At 35.5% G+C, this 15,976-nt stretch carries 18 protein-coding genes and 1 riboswitch; of the genes, 11 read left to right on the plus strand and 7 right to left on the minus strand.

The genetic code is table 11. From position 1 onward, the window contains the following. Window positions 1–38 precede the first annotated feature (38 nt). The 4 genes from rfbD (at window position 39) to HGC4_RS11740 (ending at window position 3,153) form a co-directional block, all read left to right on the plus strand. Window positions 39–992 carry a dTDP-4-dehydrorhamnose reductase gene (gene rfbD, locus HGC4_RS11725; RefSeq protein ID WP_050710327.1) on the plus strand — a complete coding sequence of 318 codons (954 nt, stop codon included), beginning with the start codon at window positions 39–41 and terminating at the stop codon, window positions 990–992. A 95-nt stretch (window positions 993–1,087) separates the two neighbouring features. After that, the gene (locus HGC4_RS11730; RefSeq protein ID WP_050710328.1) at window positions 1,088–1,537 is read left to right on the plus strand and encodes a hypothetical protein; all 450 of its coding nucleotides are present in this window, start codon (window positions 1,088–1,090) and stop codon (window positions 1,535–1,537) included. Window positions 1,538–1,607: 70 nt separating this feature from the next. Then, complete coding sequence (locus tag HGC4_RS11735) at window positions 1,608–2,204, plus strand: MarC family protein (RefSeq protein WP_373419311.1); 597 nt, start codon at window positions 1,608–1,610, stop codon at window positions 2,202–2,204. A 73-nt stretch (window positions 2,205–2,277) separates the two neighbouring features. Beyond that, window positions 2,278–3,153 (plus strand): aldo/keto reductase, encoded by an 876-nt coding sequence (locus HGC4_RS11740; RefSeq protein WP_050710330.1) that lies wholly within the window; start codon window positions 2,278–2,280, stop codon window positions 3,151–3,153. Between the two features lie 99 nt (window positions 3,154–3,252). On the opposite strand, the gene HGC4_RS19140 is transcribed toward HGC4_RS11740, so the two are convergent. From HGC4_RS19140 to HGC4_RS11760, 4 genes are all read right to left on the minus strand, one after another. Beyond that, window positions 3,253–3,789 carry an acyl-CoA carboxylase biotin carboxyl carrier protein subunit gene (locus HGC4_RS19140; protein ID WP_304437592.1) on the minus strand — a complete coding sequence of 179 codons (537 nt, stop codon included), beginning with the start codon at window positions 3,787–3,789 and terminating at the stop codon, window positions 3,253–3,255. 12 nt (window positions 3,790–3,801) lie between these two features. Beyond that, the gene (locus tag HGC4_RS11750) at window positions 3,802–5,304 is read right to left on the minus strand and encodes an acetyl-CoA carboxylase biotin carboxylase subunit (RefSeq protein ID WP_050710332.1); all 1,503 of its coding nucleotides are present in this window, start codon (window positions 5,302–5,304) and stop codon (window positions 3,802–3,804) included. A gap of 17 nt (window positions 5,305–5,321) precedes the next feature. Further along, entirely contained in the window at window positions 5,322–6,863 is a 1,542-nt protein-coding gene (locus tag HGC4_RS11755; protein WP_050710333.1) for an acyl-CoA carboxylase subunit beta, read from the minus strand. Between the two features lie 328 nt (window positions 6,864–7,191). Next, window positions 7,192–7,401, minus strand: a riboswitch (cobalamin riboswitch). Window positions 7,402–7,446: 45 nt separating this feature from the next. After that, window positions 7,447–8,307, minus strand: a complete 861-nt coding sequence (locus HGC4_RS11760; RefSeq protein ID WP_157258254.1) for a hypothetical protein — start codon at window positions 8,305–8,307, stop codon at window positions 7,447–7,449. A gap of 231 nt (window positions 8,308–8,538) precedes the next feature. On the opposite strand from HGC4_RS11760, the gene eno reads away from it, so the two are divergent. Then, the gene (gene eno, locus HGC4_RS11765) at window positions 8,539–9,834 is read left to right on the plus strand and encodes a phosphopyruvate hydratase (protein ID WP_050710335.1); all 1,296 of its coding nucleotides are present in this window, start codon (window positions 8,539–8,541) and stop codon (window positions 9,832–9,834) included. A gap of 98 nt (window positions 9,835–9,932) precedes the next feature. On the opposite strand, the gene HGC4_RS11770 is transcribed toward eno, so the two are convergent. Together HGC4_RS11770 and xerD are read right to left on the minus strand one after the other, a co-directional pair. Then, on the minus strand, window positions 9,933–10,556 hold the full coding sequence (locus HGC4_RS11770) for an inorganic pyrophosphatase (RefSeq protein WP_050710336.1): 624 nt from the start codon (window positions 10,554–10,556) through the stop codon (window positions 9,933–9,935). A gap of 127 nt (window positions 10,557–10,683) precedes the next feature. Next, entirely contained in the window at window positions 10,684–11,607 is a 924-nt protein-coding gene (xerD, locus tag HGC4_RS11775) for a site-specific tyrosine recombinase XerD (protein WP_185099970.1), read from the minus strand. Between the two features lie 338 nt (window positions 11,608–11,945). On the opposite strand from xerD, the gene HGC4_RS11780 reads away from it, so the two are divergent. Beyond that, window positions 11,946–12,248 carry an FtsB family cell division protein gene (locus HGC4_RS11780; RefSeq protein ID WP_050710337.1) on the plus strand — a complete coding sequence of 101 codons (303 nt, stop codon included), beginning with the start codon at window positions 11,946–11,948 and terminating at the stop codon, window positions 12,246–12,248. An 18-nt stretch (window positions 12,249–12,266) separates the two neighbouring features. After that, window positions 12,267–12,614: a hypothetical protein gene (locus HGC4_RS11785; protein ID WP_050710338.1), complete on the plus strand. Its 348-nt coding sequence runs from the start codon at window positions 12,267–12,269 to the stop codon at window positions 12,612–12,614. A gap of 3 nt (window positions 12,615–12,617) precedes the next feature. On the opposite strand, the gene HGC4_RS11790 is transcribed toward HGC4_RS11785, so the two are convergent. Then, window positions 12,618–13,055 carry a hypothetical protein gene (locus HGC4_RS11790; RefSeq protein ID WP_050710339.1) on the minus strand — a complete coding sequence of 146 codons (438 nt, stop codon included), beginning with the start codon at window positions 13,053–13,055 and terminating at the stop codon, window positions 12,618–12,620. Window positions 13,056–13,327: 272 nt separating this feature from the next. On the opposite strand from HGC4_RS11790, the gene HGC4_RS11795 reads away from it, so the two are divergent. From HGC4_RS11795 to HGC4_RS11810, 4 genes are read left to right on the plus strand one after another with little or no spacing between them, the layout of a single operon-like run. Next, entirely contained in the window at window positions 13,328–14,170 is an 843-nt protein-coding gene (locus HGC4_RS11795; RefSeq protein ID WP_082204164.1) for an RsiV family protein, read from the plus strand. Between the two features lie 7 nt (window positions 14,171–14,177). Then, window positions 14,178–14,798 carry a 16S rRNA (guanine(527)-N(7))-methyltransferase RsmG gene (gene rsmG, locus HGC4_RS11800; protein WP_050710341.1) on the plus strand — a complete coding sequence of 207 codons (621 nt, stop codon included), beginning with the start codon at window positions 14,178–14,180 and terminating at the stop codon, window positions 14,796–14,798. A gap of 18 nt (window positions 14,799–14,816) precedes the next feature. After that, window positions 14,817–15,185, plus strand: a complete 369-nt coding sequence (locus tag HGC4_RS11805; protein ID WP_050710345.1) for a hypothetical protein — start codon at window positions 14,817–14,819, stop codon at window positions 15,183–15,185. Between the two features lie 49 nt (window positions 15,186–15,234). Beyond that, window positions 15,235–15,879, plus strand: coding sequence for an MBL fold metallo-hydrolase (locus HGC4_RS11810; RefSeq protein WP_050710342.1), 645 nt, complete (start codon window positions 15,235–15,237; stop codon window positions 15,877–15,879). The last annotated feature ends 97 nt before the right edge of the window (window positions 15,880–15,976 follow it).

Genomic DNA, 15,976 nt, shown 5'->3' on the forward strand with positions numbered 1-15,976 from the left:
AAAAGCATATATTTCAACAACCATAAAAACTAACTATAATGGCATTTTTCTCAGGAAACAAACAAGCTGATGACGAAGACAAGTCAGCAAAAAATATTTTCGTATTTCAATTAGTTCCTAAAAATGTATTAGTAACCGGCTCTAATGGTCAGTTAGGGAGCGAGCTTAAGCGTGCAACCGCAGATCATGAAGCGAATCTTAATTTTATTTTTACTGATGTTGCCGAATTAGATATTACAAACTTACAAGCTGTTGAGCAATTTGTAAAAGACAACAATATCAAATACATTGTCAATTGCGCAGCTTATACAGCAGTAGACAAAGCTGAAGATGATGTTGAACTTTGTTATAAAATAAACAAAGATGCAGCCCGTAATCTGGGTATTGCAGCAACCAACAATGAAGCTAAAGTAATTCATACATCTACCGATTATGTATTTGATGGTACAGGAAGTCGTCCTTATTTGGAAACCGATCCTGTAAATCCAAAATCGGTATACGGAAAGTCTAAACAAGAGGGTGAAGCAGCTTTACTTGAAGTATGCCCCGATTCAATCATTATCCGCACAGCATGGTTATATTCTATCTATGGAAATAACTTTGTAAAAACAATGATCAAGCTAGGTAAAGAAAGAGATGCATTGAATGTAGTAGCAGATCAAACCGGTAGCCCAACCAATGCTGCTGATTTGGCTAAAGCTATTGTTAAGATATTAGATCATAGTGAATCTTACAGCCACTTCAAAGCAGGTATCTATCATTATACCGACGAGGGGGTTACATCATGGTACGATTTCACTGTGGCTATTCATAAATATGCAGGTATTACAAGTTGCAAGGTTAGCCCTATTACAACAGATCAATACCCCACGAGAGCAAGTCGTCCTCAATACAGTGTTTTAGACAAAACCAAAATAAAGACTACTTTCGAAGTTGAAACTCCTCAATGGGAGGACAGTCTTAAAGTTTGCGTAAACGAACTAATCAAGTAAAATTACAGCACAAATAAATATAAAGGTTACACCATTCGTGTAACCTTTTTTATTATATTGCACTCTCCTCTGATTTACCGTAATCTAGATCACATATGAGATATCTTATAATATTGTTTTTCGCCTTAGCTCCTCTTATTGGGTACTGTAAAGAAACGATTGAAACCTCAACTAATAGTAAGGATTCGACATTAAACATAGAGTCCAACCAACTCAAATATCGCAAACACTCAGAATCGAGTCTACACAGGAATAGCACAGTTATTAGAGAAGATGAATTCTTGCCTAAGAATACTCCCAAATCATCTCTTTATATTTACATTGAAAAAAAAATGAGAGAAGAATTGAGCATTGACGAGAAAACTGCCCACTCTAAATTTCCTCTGATAGTGGTTGATAATCAAGCACATTATCTAAAAGATCTAAATAATATAGAATACGGTCAGACAACGAAAATCACAGTGCTATCTGGAGATATCCCGTCTACTGCAGCTATATATGGGACAAGAGCTCTTAATGGAATAATTCTAATAGAAACTAAATAAACTCCCAGTGCTTTATCCTTAAAAGATAAAATAAGATGATTATTATGATATATTTTTGTATTTAAATTGAATTACCATGGGTATAAGTTTCACTCAGATACTAAGTGTCTTTGTTGTATTATTTGCACTGATTGACGTCTTAGGGTCAGTTCCTATTTTCCTCAACTTTCAACAAAAGGGGGAAGATGTAAACCCTAAACAGGCAGCCATATATTCGTTTGTCATAATGACTGCTTTTCTTTTTGTTGGGGAACTGATATTACATTTATTTAATGTTGATGTTTCTTCGTTTGCTATTGCAGGTGCATTAGTTATCTTTATTATATCTGTGGAAATGATTTTCGGAATAGAAGTTTTCAGAAACGATGCTCCTCCAGGGTCTACTACTTTAGTTCCTATCGTATTTCCTCTGATTGCAGGTCCGGGAACATTTACAGCATTGTTATCAATGCGAGCCGAATTTCAGGTCAGCAATATTATTATCGGACTTCTTCTTAATATGATAATCGTATTCTTGGTTCTCAAAAATCTGAAATTTGTAAAACGGCTTCTTGGAGTAGGTGGTGTATATGTAATGCGTAAATTTTTCGGTATTATCCTTATGGGAATTGCTGTAAAACTATTTACGTCTAATTTGCACATCTTATTACAATCGTTTTCTCAATAAGATACTATACAAACTTTCTCGCAACCTTACAGATTAAGACTATAATTGTTACATAAACTAATATTGAAAGTGTATGAAGAAATATTTAGCACTCTGTATACTCTGTTTTTTGTCTATTAGTATTTACTCTCAGATTGGTCAATCCGTACCAAAGCAAACTCTTAACAATGGGGTTTCAATGCCAATTCTTGGCTTTGGGACTTTATACCTTACAGATTCCATTGGTGAAAGATGTGTTGCAGAAGCTATTTCTGTTGGCTACCGTCTTCTGGATACTGGTAAAATATATGGAAACGAAGAAGCCGTAGGAAAGGGAATCAAAAAGAGTGGAATCAAAAGAGAAGAACTTTTTGTTACGACAAAGGTTTGGGTTAGCGACATGGGCTACGAAAGTACCAAAAAGGCTTTTGAGGAATCTCTGAATAAATTAGGCTTAGATTATATAGACCTCTATCTGATCCACCGACCAAGGGGAGATGTAAAAGGTACTTGGAAAGCTATGGAAGAGCTGTATGAGGCAGGTAAAATCAAAGCCATCGGGGTAAGTAATTTTGAGCCTGACCAACTAGCAGATTTGCTTATGTATGCTAAAATTAAACCTGCGGTCAATCAAATAGAAACCAATGTATTTTTTCAGCAACACGAAGCACAAGCAGCGATGGAAAAATTAGGCATACAAATGGAAGCATGGTCTCCTTTCGCTCAAGGACGCAATGATCTTTTCAGTAATCAGACATTGGCAGCCATTGGCAAAAAGCACAACAAGAGCATTGCACAAGTTACTTTGAGATGGCTTATACAAAGAGGTATAGTAGCCATTCCCAGAACATCAAGTAAAGAACATATGATGGAAAATATAAATATCTTTGACTTCGAACTTGATGCCTCAGATATGCAGCAAATCTCTAAGTTAGATTTGGACACTAGCCAGTTTCCTGAATGGGAGTAGTATTAGTAATTTATTACATTACCTAATGTAACTAAAAAAGAAAGAGCGTGAATCAATATTCACGCTCTTTCTTTCTATTATATCAAAGTATACAACTTCTCAATTATCCTTTTCCAATTCTATAAGCAGATCGCTCTTGCTGGTAGTATCACCTACTTTTACCACTACTTTCTTTACAATGGCTTTGGTACTTGCTAAGATTGCATTCTGCATCTTCATCGCTTCTAAAATCACTAATGTATCTCCCGCTTTTACAGTATCACCTGTTTTCACCAATACATCCAATATTTTACCGGGCATTGGAGCTTTTAGCAATATAGTACTGGACTCATTAGCCTGCGAACTCAGAATTTTTCTTCTCTGCAAAGAGAATGGTGTTTCTACCGAAAAACAATAGCTTATGCCATTAATCAGAATCTCATATTCATTCTGCTTCTGAGCAACTATTTCTACGGGATAACTCACTCCATTGACATTCATAAAAGTAAAACCATCAGGAGTTTCTTCCAAATGAGCGTTCAGCTCTTTATCCCCAATTGTATATGTATCATTATCTCCAATAAGAAACTCATACTCTTTAGAATTATCTAAATCAAGAGCAACCAATTGTTTTTGAGTTATATTTTGCTTGTTCATTACCATTCCAGATTACATATTATTAATTCTGTTTATCAAAGACCATGCATCTAACGATTGCTTCTCTTCTTTGATTGGCTCGTTTTCTATACGATGATTGGTTATCGCTAATAGAGCACCAAATAGAGCCTCATCTTTTTCGTGATGAACCAGAGAATCCATATCTTTTTCAATGAATGAAGTATCGAAACTTCCTCCTTTAAAAACTTCATTATGCAGAACAGCTTTGCAAAATGGAATGGTTGTTTTAATACCCTTGATATGAAAATCGTTCAATGCTTTCAATGTATTTTCAATAACCGTTGGGCGGTCTTTTGCATGAACAATCAATTTAGCAACCATAGAATCAAAATAGGGAGTAATTTCGGAACCTGTAACAACTCCTTTATCAACTCTCACGCCTTCGCCTTCGGGAGTTCTCAATCCTTTAATGATTCCCGTACATGGAGAAAATCCTGATTGAACATCTTCTGCATTTATACGACACTCAATAGCCCAACCATTCAACTTCACATCACTTTGAGCAATTGGAAGTTTTTCACCTCTGGCAATACGAATTTGTAATTCGATAAGGTCAAGACCTGTTATCATTTCCGTCACAGGATGCTCTACTTGTACACGAGTATTCATTTCCATAAAGAAGAAATTCCCTTGTTTATCAAGCAGAAACTCAACTGTTCCCAAACTTACATATCCTGCACCTTTTGCTAAAGAGACAGCAGCGGTGGCCATTTTTTCACGAAGTTCTTCAGAAAGAGCTGGTGATGGAGCTTCCTCTAATAATTTTTGATGTTTGCGTTGTACAGAACATTCACGCTCTCCTAAATGAATTACATTTCCGTGTGAATCACCTACTATTTGAAATTCAATATGTTTCGGGTTTTCCAAAAAGCGTTCGATAAATACCGATGGATTGTTAAATGCATTCTGAGCCTCAGATGACGCAGAGAAATACATTTGTTTCATTTCCGATTTCTTGTACACCACACGCATACCACGTCCACCACCTCCGGCAGAAGCTTTTATAATAAGTGGAAATCCAATCTTTTCGGCAACATCCAAAGCATCCTCAAGTGTATCAACGCTTCCATTACTACCTCCCAACATGGGAACATTATTCTTCGCAGCTATTTCTTTGGCAATTACCTTATCACCCATGTTCTGAATAACACGCGGCGAAGGACCTATAAATATAATACCTTCTTCGGTACAGCGTGTTGCAAATTGTGCATTTTCAGACAGATAACCATATCCGGGGTGAATGGCATCTATATTATTTCTCTTGGCTAATAACACCAATGATTCTATATCGAGAAATTCAGGAATGCCGCCGTTATCAATATCTGGGAAATCTATTACTTTATCGACTGACGATAAATATAGTGCATTCGGTTCTTTAAGGGTACGAATACCCACCGAAGTAATACCCATTATTTTAGTGGTCTTAGCTATACGAATAGCTATCTCACCACGATTGGCTATTAATATTGATTTTATTTTATTCTTTTGTTTCATCTTGATTCTTATCCAAATTAAAGAGGCATATTACCATGTTTACGCTTAGGCTTATACTCAGTTTTTCTTTCCAGTGTTTTTAAAGACCTGATTATTTTGTGACGAGTCAGAGCGGGATCAATAACCTCATCAACAAATCCTTTTTCGTCAGCAATATAAGGATTGGTAACCTCTTCTCTATATTTCTGAGTCAGCTCCTTTTTAAGTACTACCGGATTTTCTGATTCCTTTAATTCTTTTCTGTAAAGGATAGCAATTGCCCCATCAGGACCCATTACTGCAATCTCGGCAGTAGGCCATGCAAAACTAAAATCACCACCTATACCTTTACTATTCATTACAATGTATGCACCTCCATAGGCTTTACGCAAAATTACGGTAATCTTAGGCACTGTTGCATAAGTATATGCATACAATAGTTTCGCTCCATGGCGAATAATACCATCATGCTCCTGATCTGTTCCGGGTAAAAATCCGGGAACATCCTCCAATGTTATAATAGGTATATTAAACGAATCGCAAATATTAATAAAGCGCGCCGCTTTTATAGATGAGTCAATATCTAACGTTCCGGCCATGACTTTAGGTTGATTGGCTACAATACCTACCACTTGACCATCCAGACGTGCAAATGCAGTGAATATATTGGCTGCATGATTTTCGGCAACTTCTAAAAATTCGCCTTTATCTACGATTAGTCTTACGATATCTTTTACATCATAAGGTTTATCGGGATCATCGGGTACAATATTCCTCAAACTCTCCTCTACCCTACTTATCGGATCTTCCGATTTTACCAAGGGAGGATTTTCCATATTATTAGAAGGTAAGTAAGACAATAGCTTCTTTACTCCTAAAATTGTATTCTCATCATCATTATATACAAAGTCGGCAACTCCCGATTTAGTTCCATGAACAGATGCTCCACCCAAATCTTCGGTCGATACAGTTTCATTCAAAACCTCTTTCACCACATTTGGACCTGTTACAAACATATAGCTTGTATCGGCAGTCATAAATATAAAATCGGTGAGAGCTGGTGAATATACTGCACCACCTGCAGCAGGTCCCATTATTACCGAAATCTGAGGAATTACCCCCGACGACATTACATTCCGTTTAAAAATATCGGCATAGCCATTCAAACTACTTACACCTTCCTGAATACGGGCACCACCCGAATCGATAAGCCCAACAACAGGAGCTCCCGTCTTAAGAGCCATATCCTGTATTTTTACGATTTTAGCTGCATGAACTGTACCTAAAGAACCTCCAAGCACACTAAAATCCTGAGAGAAAGCGTATACCAAACGTCCGTTTACGGACCCAAATCCTGTAACTACACCGTCTCCGAAAGCTTCTACGGTTTTCCCAAAAGATGCTGTTGCCGGTGGCGTATAAGCATCCGTTTCTTCGAAAGTACCTTCATCAAACAATAATAGAATACGTTCGCGGGCGGTTAACTTCCCTCTTTGATGTTGTTTTTTATAGTACGCCTCATCGTACTGCTTATTTAGCAGATTTTCGCGGGCTACAAACTGTTCGTAAATTTTTCTCATTTTATTACTATAATATCTTTAATCTTCTTTTGCTACAATAATATAAAGTCTAAGATTCACTTATCATTTCGGCAGATACCTGCACAATTGAAAACTACAATCAGACAATTCTTTATCAAACAATTACGCACTCAACAATTACATACTTTCAGAATATGTAATTATAATTTTGCCTTTTATTATCTAAAATTAGCGCCACAAGTTATAAAAAAGAAAAAACATAGTTCTCTTCTTATTTATAAAATAACAATATGTAAAAAAACCGACCGAATATTTACTAATTGTAAACTTCTATGGTTAAGATTCATTGCCTTGTTTCCCGAAAGCATCCGAATTTATATATTTTGGCAGGTCTTCTGACTTACTTCATCCCTAAACATCCTTCCCATTCGCATTAAGGAACAGTGGTATAGAGTGTTATTTAGAGACTCTTTATGAAGTTTACAGCAGCGGGTCTGTTCTCGATTTTCACGGGATTCCCTTTTCATTATTCTTTCAGCAAAAGTGACTGAATAACACCAAAACTGTAAAGCAAATATAAGCGATTTATTTTATCTATATCTTTTTTCGATCTCTTTTTATTTTAGCATCCCACACTTGAGTGCAAACCTACCACTTTTACCAATTGATCTTTATCGGCAAATGATGATAGATAAACCGTTGGTCTATAAAGGTTATAATGATAGCTTGTGTTTAATACTAAATCTGGAAATCCATCATTATCAATATCACCTATTAAGAATACTCTAAACATAGTATCATCAAAAGTAGGGGTAGATGCCAACAATTGATTTATTTCTTTTCCTTCTTTGTATCCCTTGAGATATAGTTTATAATTACTTATAATCATTTCATCTTTATTGTACTCAGCAGGTTTTAAGTTGCCCGTCGAATATAGTGTATAAGATGAGCCATTATATGTAAATGTTTTTTTCTCATTCAGGTCAATAAAATCTTTGTCTAATGGTATTGTTTTTATTTCATGAGATGATAAGCGAGGCGAACTACTTATCAAAACCAAAGACGTGTCAATATGAGAAGTCTTAACTTCCCACCCTGTCCAATTCGAGGAGTTGTGTTCATCTACCGTTTCATCCAAAACAACGTCAAACGCTTTTTGAATACTAAGAGTGGTAGATGCAATATAATATCGTCCTCTATCCTGAAAAATACCAAACCATCCTTTATTTATCATTTCGGGAGACGTTTCATCTCCATGAAAAACTCCTGTAGATAATACCGATAGAGGTAAATCCTTACTTTTAGGATAAAGCTCTTCATCTATCCAATCTATATTGTCAATGGAATCGGAACTAGCAATACTATCTTTTATTGCTAAAGAATCTCCTGCTATCTGAATATCACTTCCATTCTCCGCTTTTGAGATCTCTTTACAGGCTACTATCGAGACACATACTACTATCAACACTACTATTTTTCTCATTATCATACTAAAGTTATTATTAGTTATAGCAAACACATAATGCAATATTATTTAAGTATAACAGTTAGTTGCACTTATGCTTACCAAAGTATAAAAAAAGGTCTGAGACCTTAAAAAACATTTTACACCACAAAAGTATTTCAATAAACGAAAAAAAGAAGTATTTTTGTTACGCAAACGTGAGAATTAAAAATTAAGACATATTATTTATTCAAACTAAAATAAACAAACATGAGAATCGAACGTATTTTCGGACGTGAAATCTTGGACTCAAGAGGAAATCCAACAATCGAAGTTGACGTAACACTAGAGTGTGGTGCATTTGGACGTGCTGCTGTTCCTTCAGGAGCATCTACAGGAGAGCATGAAGCTCTTGAACTTCGTGATGGAGACAAAAAAAGATACTTAGGTAAAGGTGTACAAAAAGCTGTAGAGAACGTAAACAACGTTATCGCTCCTGCACTTATCGGAGACTGTGCTTTGGATCAAAGAGGTGTTGACCTTAAAATGATTGCTCTTGACGGAACTCCTACTAAATCTAAATTGGGTGCTAACGCTATTCTTGGTGTTTCTTTAGCTGTTGCTAAAGCTGCTGCCAATGCTCTAGATATTCCATTGTACCGTTATATTGGTGGTACTAATACTTATACTCTTCCTGTACCTATGATGAACATCATCAATGGTGGATCTCACTCTGATGCTCCTATCGCATTCCAAGAGTTTATGATTCGTCCAGTTGGTGCTGCTTCTTTCAAAGAAGGTTTGAGAATGGGTGCTGAAATTTTCCACGCTCTTGCAAAAGAATTCAAAAGCAGAGGTCTTAGTACTGCTGTTGGTGATGAAGGTGGTTTCGCTCCTAAATTAAACGGTACTGAAGATGCTCTTGAGTCTATCCTTAAAGCTATCAAAGCTGCAGGATATGAGCCAGCTAAAGACGTAACTATCGCTCTTGACTGTGCTGCTTCTGAATTCTTCGACAAAACTGCTAAAGTTTACGATTATACTAAATTTGAAGGTCCTAACGCAGCTAAACGTACTTCTGCTGAACAAGCTGCTTTCTTGAAAGAACTTTCTGAAAAATATCCTATCGATTCTATCGAAGACGGTATGGACGAAAACGATTGGGACGGATGGAAAAACCTTACAGATGCAATCGGCGATAAAGTACAACTTGTTGGAGACGATTTATTTGTAACTAACGTTGATTTCTTGAGAAAAGGTATCGAACTAGGTTGTGCTAATTCAATCCTTATCAAAGTTAACCAAATTGGTTCTCTTACTGAAACTTTAGATGCTATCGAAATGGCTCACCGTGCAGGTTACACTTCAGTAACTTCTCACCGTTCGGGTGAAACTGAAGATGCTACTATCGCTGACATCGCAGTTGCAACTAACTCAGGACAAATCAAAACTGGTTCATTGAGCCGTTCTGACCGTATGGCTAAATACAACCAACTACTTCGCATCGAAGAAGAATTGGGTGACAAAGCTGTATATGGTTACAAACGTGTACAACGCAAAAAATAAGAAGCGATTCTTAATTATATAGCAAAAGCCGATATTCAAATGAATATCGGCTTTTATATTTTTTATAGCGTCAAAAAAAGATCGAAGAATGTGAGGTCTTATATTCCACACACACTAAAATAATCATTGTAATCATCTATTGATCGTCTGATGACCTCGTATGCAACATCTACATTATAAACATGAGTCAGCACACATTTACGCTCACTATCACCGGGAATATCTTTGTAAGTTGTAAAATAGTGTTTCAAACGATCTATAACAGCAAACGGAACATCACTAATATCGCGATAAGAGCTATAAATAGCATCATTATCTAAAACAGCTATCAGTTTATCATCTGCTTGCCCATGATCTATTAAACGAAAACCTCCAATAGGGCGTGCATTTACAATAATATCACCATGAGTAATATCCTTCTCGGTCAACACACAAATATCTATCGGGTCGTTATCACCCACAATATCAGTTCTGTCAAGCCTGTTATTGCTCAGTTCGGCTACTCTAGGGCCACTTATTGTCTGAGGTAAAAATCCATATAATGCAGGTATGATATTCGAATATTTCTGAGGACGATCTATACATAAATACCCCGTTTGCTTATCAACCTCATACTTAACTGTATCAGTTGGAACAATCTCTATAAATGTTCTCACGACCTCAGGTGCTTCATTCCCTAGAGAGATACCATGCCAAGGATGCGATTTATATTTCTTAATCATCTTTTATGTGAATTTATTCGTTCTGTTTTATCAAAAGTAAAGAATCCCTAAGGATATTTCAAATATAGAAACTACATTTTCCTCTTTTTATTATGTTCTTACAGTTTTGCTGTACAAAATGAAAGGATTATCGCTTATCCATATTACGTGGATGGTGTTCTATTATTTCCTGACGAAGATATTCCCTATCCATATGCGTATAAATTTCGGTAGTCGTTATTTTTTCATGCCCAAGCATCTGTTGTATTGCTCTAATATTTGCACCTCCTTCTAACAAATGGGTTGCAAATGAATGCCTGAACGTATGCGGACTTATATTCTTTTTTATTCCTGCCAGTTCAGCATATTGCTTTATAAAATGAAATACCATAATACGAGATATAGGCGTACCTCTTTTACTGAGAAAAACCATATCTTCCGACCCTTTTTTCACATCCAGATGCTTACGATCGAGTAAATAATTTCCGATCTCTTTAATTGCAGTTGGCGATATGGGCACTAAGCGCTGTTTACTGCCTTTCCCTTCGACCCGAATAAATCCATCATCTAAGAATAAGTCCGAGAATTTTAGGTTCGTCAATTCCGATATACGCAAACCACAGCTATACAGTACCTCAATAATGGCACGGTTACGTTGACCCTCTTTTGTAGATAGGTCTACTACCGAGATTATGTTCTCTATTTCTTCGAGACTTAAAACAACAGGGAGTTTTAACCCTATCTTGGGAGTCTCCAATAATTCAGTCGGATCATTTTGGATATAACCGTCTAAGATCAGAAAATTAAAGAAAGACCTCACCCCCGACAAAACGCGAGCAACAGAACGCGCATTGATTCCCAAATCATACAATTGTGTAACAAACTGTTGAAGATTCTCTAAGCTTATCTCTTGTATTTTAAGATTCTCTGTTTCAAAATACTGCAATAGTTTAGACAAGTCATCCAGATATGCTTCAATTGAGTTTGGCGACAAAGCTTTCTCCAACAATAAATATGATTTATATTTCGAGATTAAACTCGCAGACTTTTTTATTTCTTCTTCAGATGCCATAAATATAATTTACTATAATCAGCTTATTTGCTACACCCATTTCATACAAATGTATCGTTTTCTATGTCGGTTACACAAAAATATTTCAATTAAAGAACTAATCTCTTTTTTACTTAGATAAACTATAACAATAACCAGGGCTATCTAAAACAGCTAAGTACAATAATAAATATTTCACACTACTTAGATATCATCTGATTAAATATCTATATATTTGTATTGAATATTAATTTTCGAATCCACATTCAGCTCAAAAGCCCTCTTTATTACTTAGACTGGTTATAACAATCAGAGATAGTTATAAGTTATATGGCAAGAAAAGAATAATATTACTCAATATGGAACAGTTAAAGAGAATCGGAAGATATATCCTGCGAAAATTCAGCAAAATTCAGTTGGCAATTATAGTTGTCCTTATTATTTGTTGTTTTGTAATTGGAGATAGTAATATCTTCTCTCGATTCGGTTATGATTTAGAGATTCATAATTTGAAAACTCAAATTGAGTATTACCAAGAGAAAACAGAAACTGACAAGCGTAAGTTGAACGAACTTCGCTCTGATAAAGACAATATTGAGAAATTTGCTCGTGAAAATTATTTGATGAAAAGAGAAAACGAAGAAGTATTCATCATCGAATAGATTACAGACCTACAAATTATGACCAAACCTAAAGATTTTATATTTAAACTTTCGGCTCTACTTATACTAGTTGCTGCAATATCCTATATCTTCAATCCTGTAGTAGCAGCATTTATTATGGCCATAGGCGTACTTGGTTTTGCAGGTGTAACTTTTACAACGCCATACCCAGGTAAAAGCTTAAGAGGAAAACGTTTATTCAGCATTCAGATATTTGGAATCGCTTTCATGGCAATAGCTACCTACTTGATGTTCGAACAGAAAAACGAATGGGTAATTTCTATGCTCGTAGCAGCATTTTTACTACTCTATACCACTTTTATGCTTTCGAAAGAATACAATAAGGAGAAGAACGAAAACAAGTAAATATCAGTCTATTGAATAGACCCAATTTGTTATCTGCTCCATTTTTTGTTTTCGTTTCTTAAACTTTGCAGCAGTAAACCAAGCCTTTGGATTACTTAAGTTCAAGCCGCCAATTATCACCCCAAATCCATTCTCTGAAAGTCCAGGAGGTTCAAGCATCATATTTTCGATCCCTACCTTTATAGAGTTATTCAAATAATCAACCGTATATTTTTCTTTCTTCTTGTCATCTACAAGTTTATAAGTAGAGAAAATATCCGTCCTTGATGTTATCATTTTAGATTGGGGAGCTAACAGTATAGATGATTTTAACTGATCTTTTCGCTCCTGCCTCAGCCATATTTTCGAATCCTCCAATGTTTGACTTCTAGCACATAAAACGAGAGAGAATAATATTCCCAAAGTAAAAAATAACTTCGTGTGATAGTTAGTTTTCAGCATCAGATTTGAAATATTTAATTCGGTTAACTCTTATTACTCTCCTAAAATAAACATTAATACATTAAAAACCAAGAGTGTTAACACAATATAAGACTCTAAGCTAATAGAGTCAAAACGCCGTATATTAACATTCGACATTCAGAACTCAATAAATACAATAAGCTTGAGCATTCACAAAATACCACCTCTAATTAAGATCTCTAAAATCCCCTTTTTTAACTAGATTACTCTAATATTATTGGTACATTTGTAACTAGATTTATGAAAGTCTTATGAAACATTTTAGTATATACTTAGGAACATTGTGCATTATTGCAATGTCTTTGTTTTCTTGTAACACAAAGAAGACCCCCACTCGTGATAATAGTATTGAATTTGACACAATCCATTCTGTACAAAACTATCATTGGGACAACGATTCTACACAGCCATCGTGTAATCTGAAGTTGACTTTTACATACCCTGTGTCTTATGATGATCGGGCAATATTAGATTCACTTCAACGTATTTTCATCTCGTCTTTTTTTGATGAAACATATGCCCTATTTACACCTCAGGAAGCAGTAGATAATTATGCCAAAGCATATATTGAAAATTATAAAGAGGATGTGAAGATATTCGCAGAGAATAATGATGCTCATGACGACAACGAAGAATACTTCTCTTATTATGAGACAACTTCAAATCAAATAACCTTCAACAAAGGAGACATCCTTGTATTTCAAATCACGCAGTCCAATTATAAAGGCGGAGCTAGTTCTTATGAGTTCTTTAAGAATCACGCTATCAATTTAAAAACAGGGAAGCTTATAACCGAAGAAGATATTTTCAAACCGGGGTATGAAAAGCTTTTGACCTCTATCTTTAAAGATTATCTGATAAAATCGAACAAAGTACAAACTATTAATGAGCTTGAAGATCTAGGTTATTTAGGTATTGATGAAATGATTCCTAATGATAACTTCCTACTTGATGATAAGGGGATAACATATGTTTTCAACAAAGGAGAATATTCAGCTTATAAGCTCGATGCAATTAAAATATTTATACCCTACAACGAGATAGAGTTAGCTTTGAAAAATGATTCTCCTATCTCTCATTTTTTTGCTAAATAAAACATTAATGGATATACTATTAAAATATTTCCCGAACCTTACAGATAAGCAGAAAGGTCAATTTGCGGCGTTATATGATCTGTATCTTGACTGGAACTCGAAGATAAATGTAATCTCACGAAAAGATATAGAAAATCTGTACATACACCATGTACTTCATTCTTTAGGAATAGCTAAGGTTATTCAATTTAAAGAAGGCAGTAAAATTTTGGATGTAGGCACCGGCGGAGGCTTCCCGGGAGTACCGCTAGCTATACTCTTCCCCGAATCAACCTTTCTTTTAGTTGATAGCATTGGTAAGAAAATAAGAGTAGCAACAGAGGTATCCGATGCCATAGGTTTGACCAATATCAGTTTTAGACATTGCAGAGCAGAAGAAGAAAAAGGCAAATTTGACTTTGTAGTAAGTCGTGCTGTTATGCCTCTAGGTGACTTGATTAAGATTATCCGTAAGAATGTATCTCAAGAACAAAAGAATCCTCTACCTAATGGGCTTATCTGCTTAAAAGGTGGTGAGCTTGAGGGAGAAATACATCCATTCAGAAAATATGCAGAGGTAGACGACCTTAAGGAATTTTTCGAAGAAGAATTTTTCGAAACTAAAAAAGTAGTCTACGTTCCCATATAATTATATCTTTAATTGGATATGAGAAAGCAATATCATCTTCTTAAAAGCGAAAAAGGTCTTTTGGCTTGGGACGTACATCGTCTTATAGAGCTGACTAAAGATTTACCTATACAACTAATAGCTTTGGATGATATTAAGGAAATTGACGAATCGTATTGGTTTAACGATGCTCCTACATGCAGAAAGATTGCCGAACACATTACTCTAATAACAGAGGCTGATTTGTCTTATCCCATTATACTATCGTCCGAAGGCAGAGTTATGGACGGAATGCACAGAGTAATAAAGGCATTGCTTAACAAAGATAAACATATCAAAGCTGTACAACTCAAGACTAATCCATCACCAGATTATATAGGTGTAGCCGAAGAGGATCTACCCTATTAATATAACAAAAGGTCAAAAGACCTCATTTTTTGATTTAATTTTCAGTTCTATGAATATCAAGACTTTCGAATTTAACCCTATAGCAGAAAATACTTACGTTTTGTATGACGAAACAAACGAATGTGTTATCATCGATGCAGGTTGCTTCTATCCTGATGAAAAACAGGAACTTCTCGATTTTATCTTAGATAATAATCTAGTTGTAAAACACCTCTTAAATACGCATTTACATTTTGACCATGTATTTGGTAATAAGTTTATTCTAGATCAGTTCGATTTGAAAACAAAAGCACATCAAGCCGATCAGTTCTTACTAGAGGGCATGCCTGCTCAAATGAAAATGTTTGGATTTAAGGATGGCGAAGACGCTCCAGAAATAGGTACATACATAAAGGAAAATGATACAATTGAATTCGGTAATCAAAAACTATTGATTCTGGAAGTTCCGGGACATTCACCCGGCAGTGTTGCCTTTTATAGTGCTGAAGGTAATTGTGTTATTGTAGGCGATGCATTATTTAGAGGCAGCATCGGACGTACCGATTTAGCTAAAGGTAATCAAGATCAACTTCTGGAAGCTATACGCCAGAAACTATTCACATTACCTGCCGAAACGGTTGTTTATCCTGGTCATGGTCCTAAAACTTCCATTGCTGAAGAAATGAGAAGCAATCCTTTTTTTGCTGGTAGATAATTCCTAGCCCTTTTAATAAACTCACCTATACCGTTTAAGGTAAGGTATAATTATAATAAAGAAAGAGATTACCTAGGGGTAATCTCTTTCTTTATTA

The organism is Dysgonomonas sp. HGC4 (assembly GCF_001261715.1).
GTDB lineage: Bacteria > Bacteroidota > Bacteroidia > Bacteroidales > Dysgonomonadaceae > Dysgonomonas_A.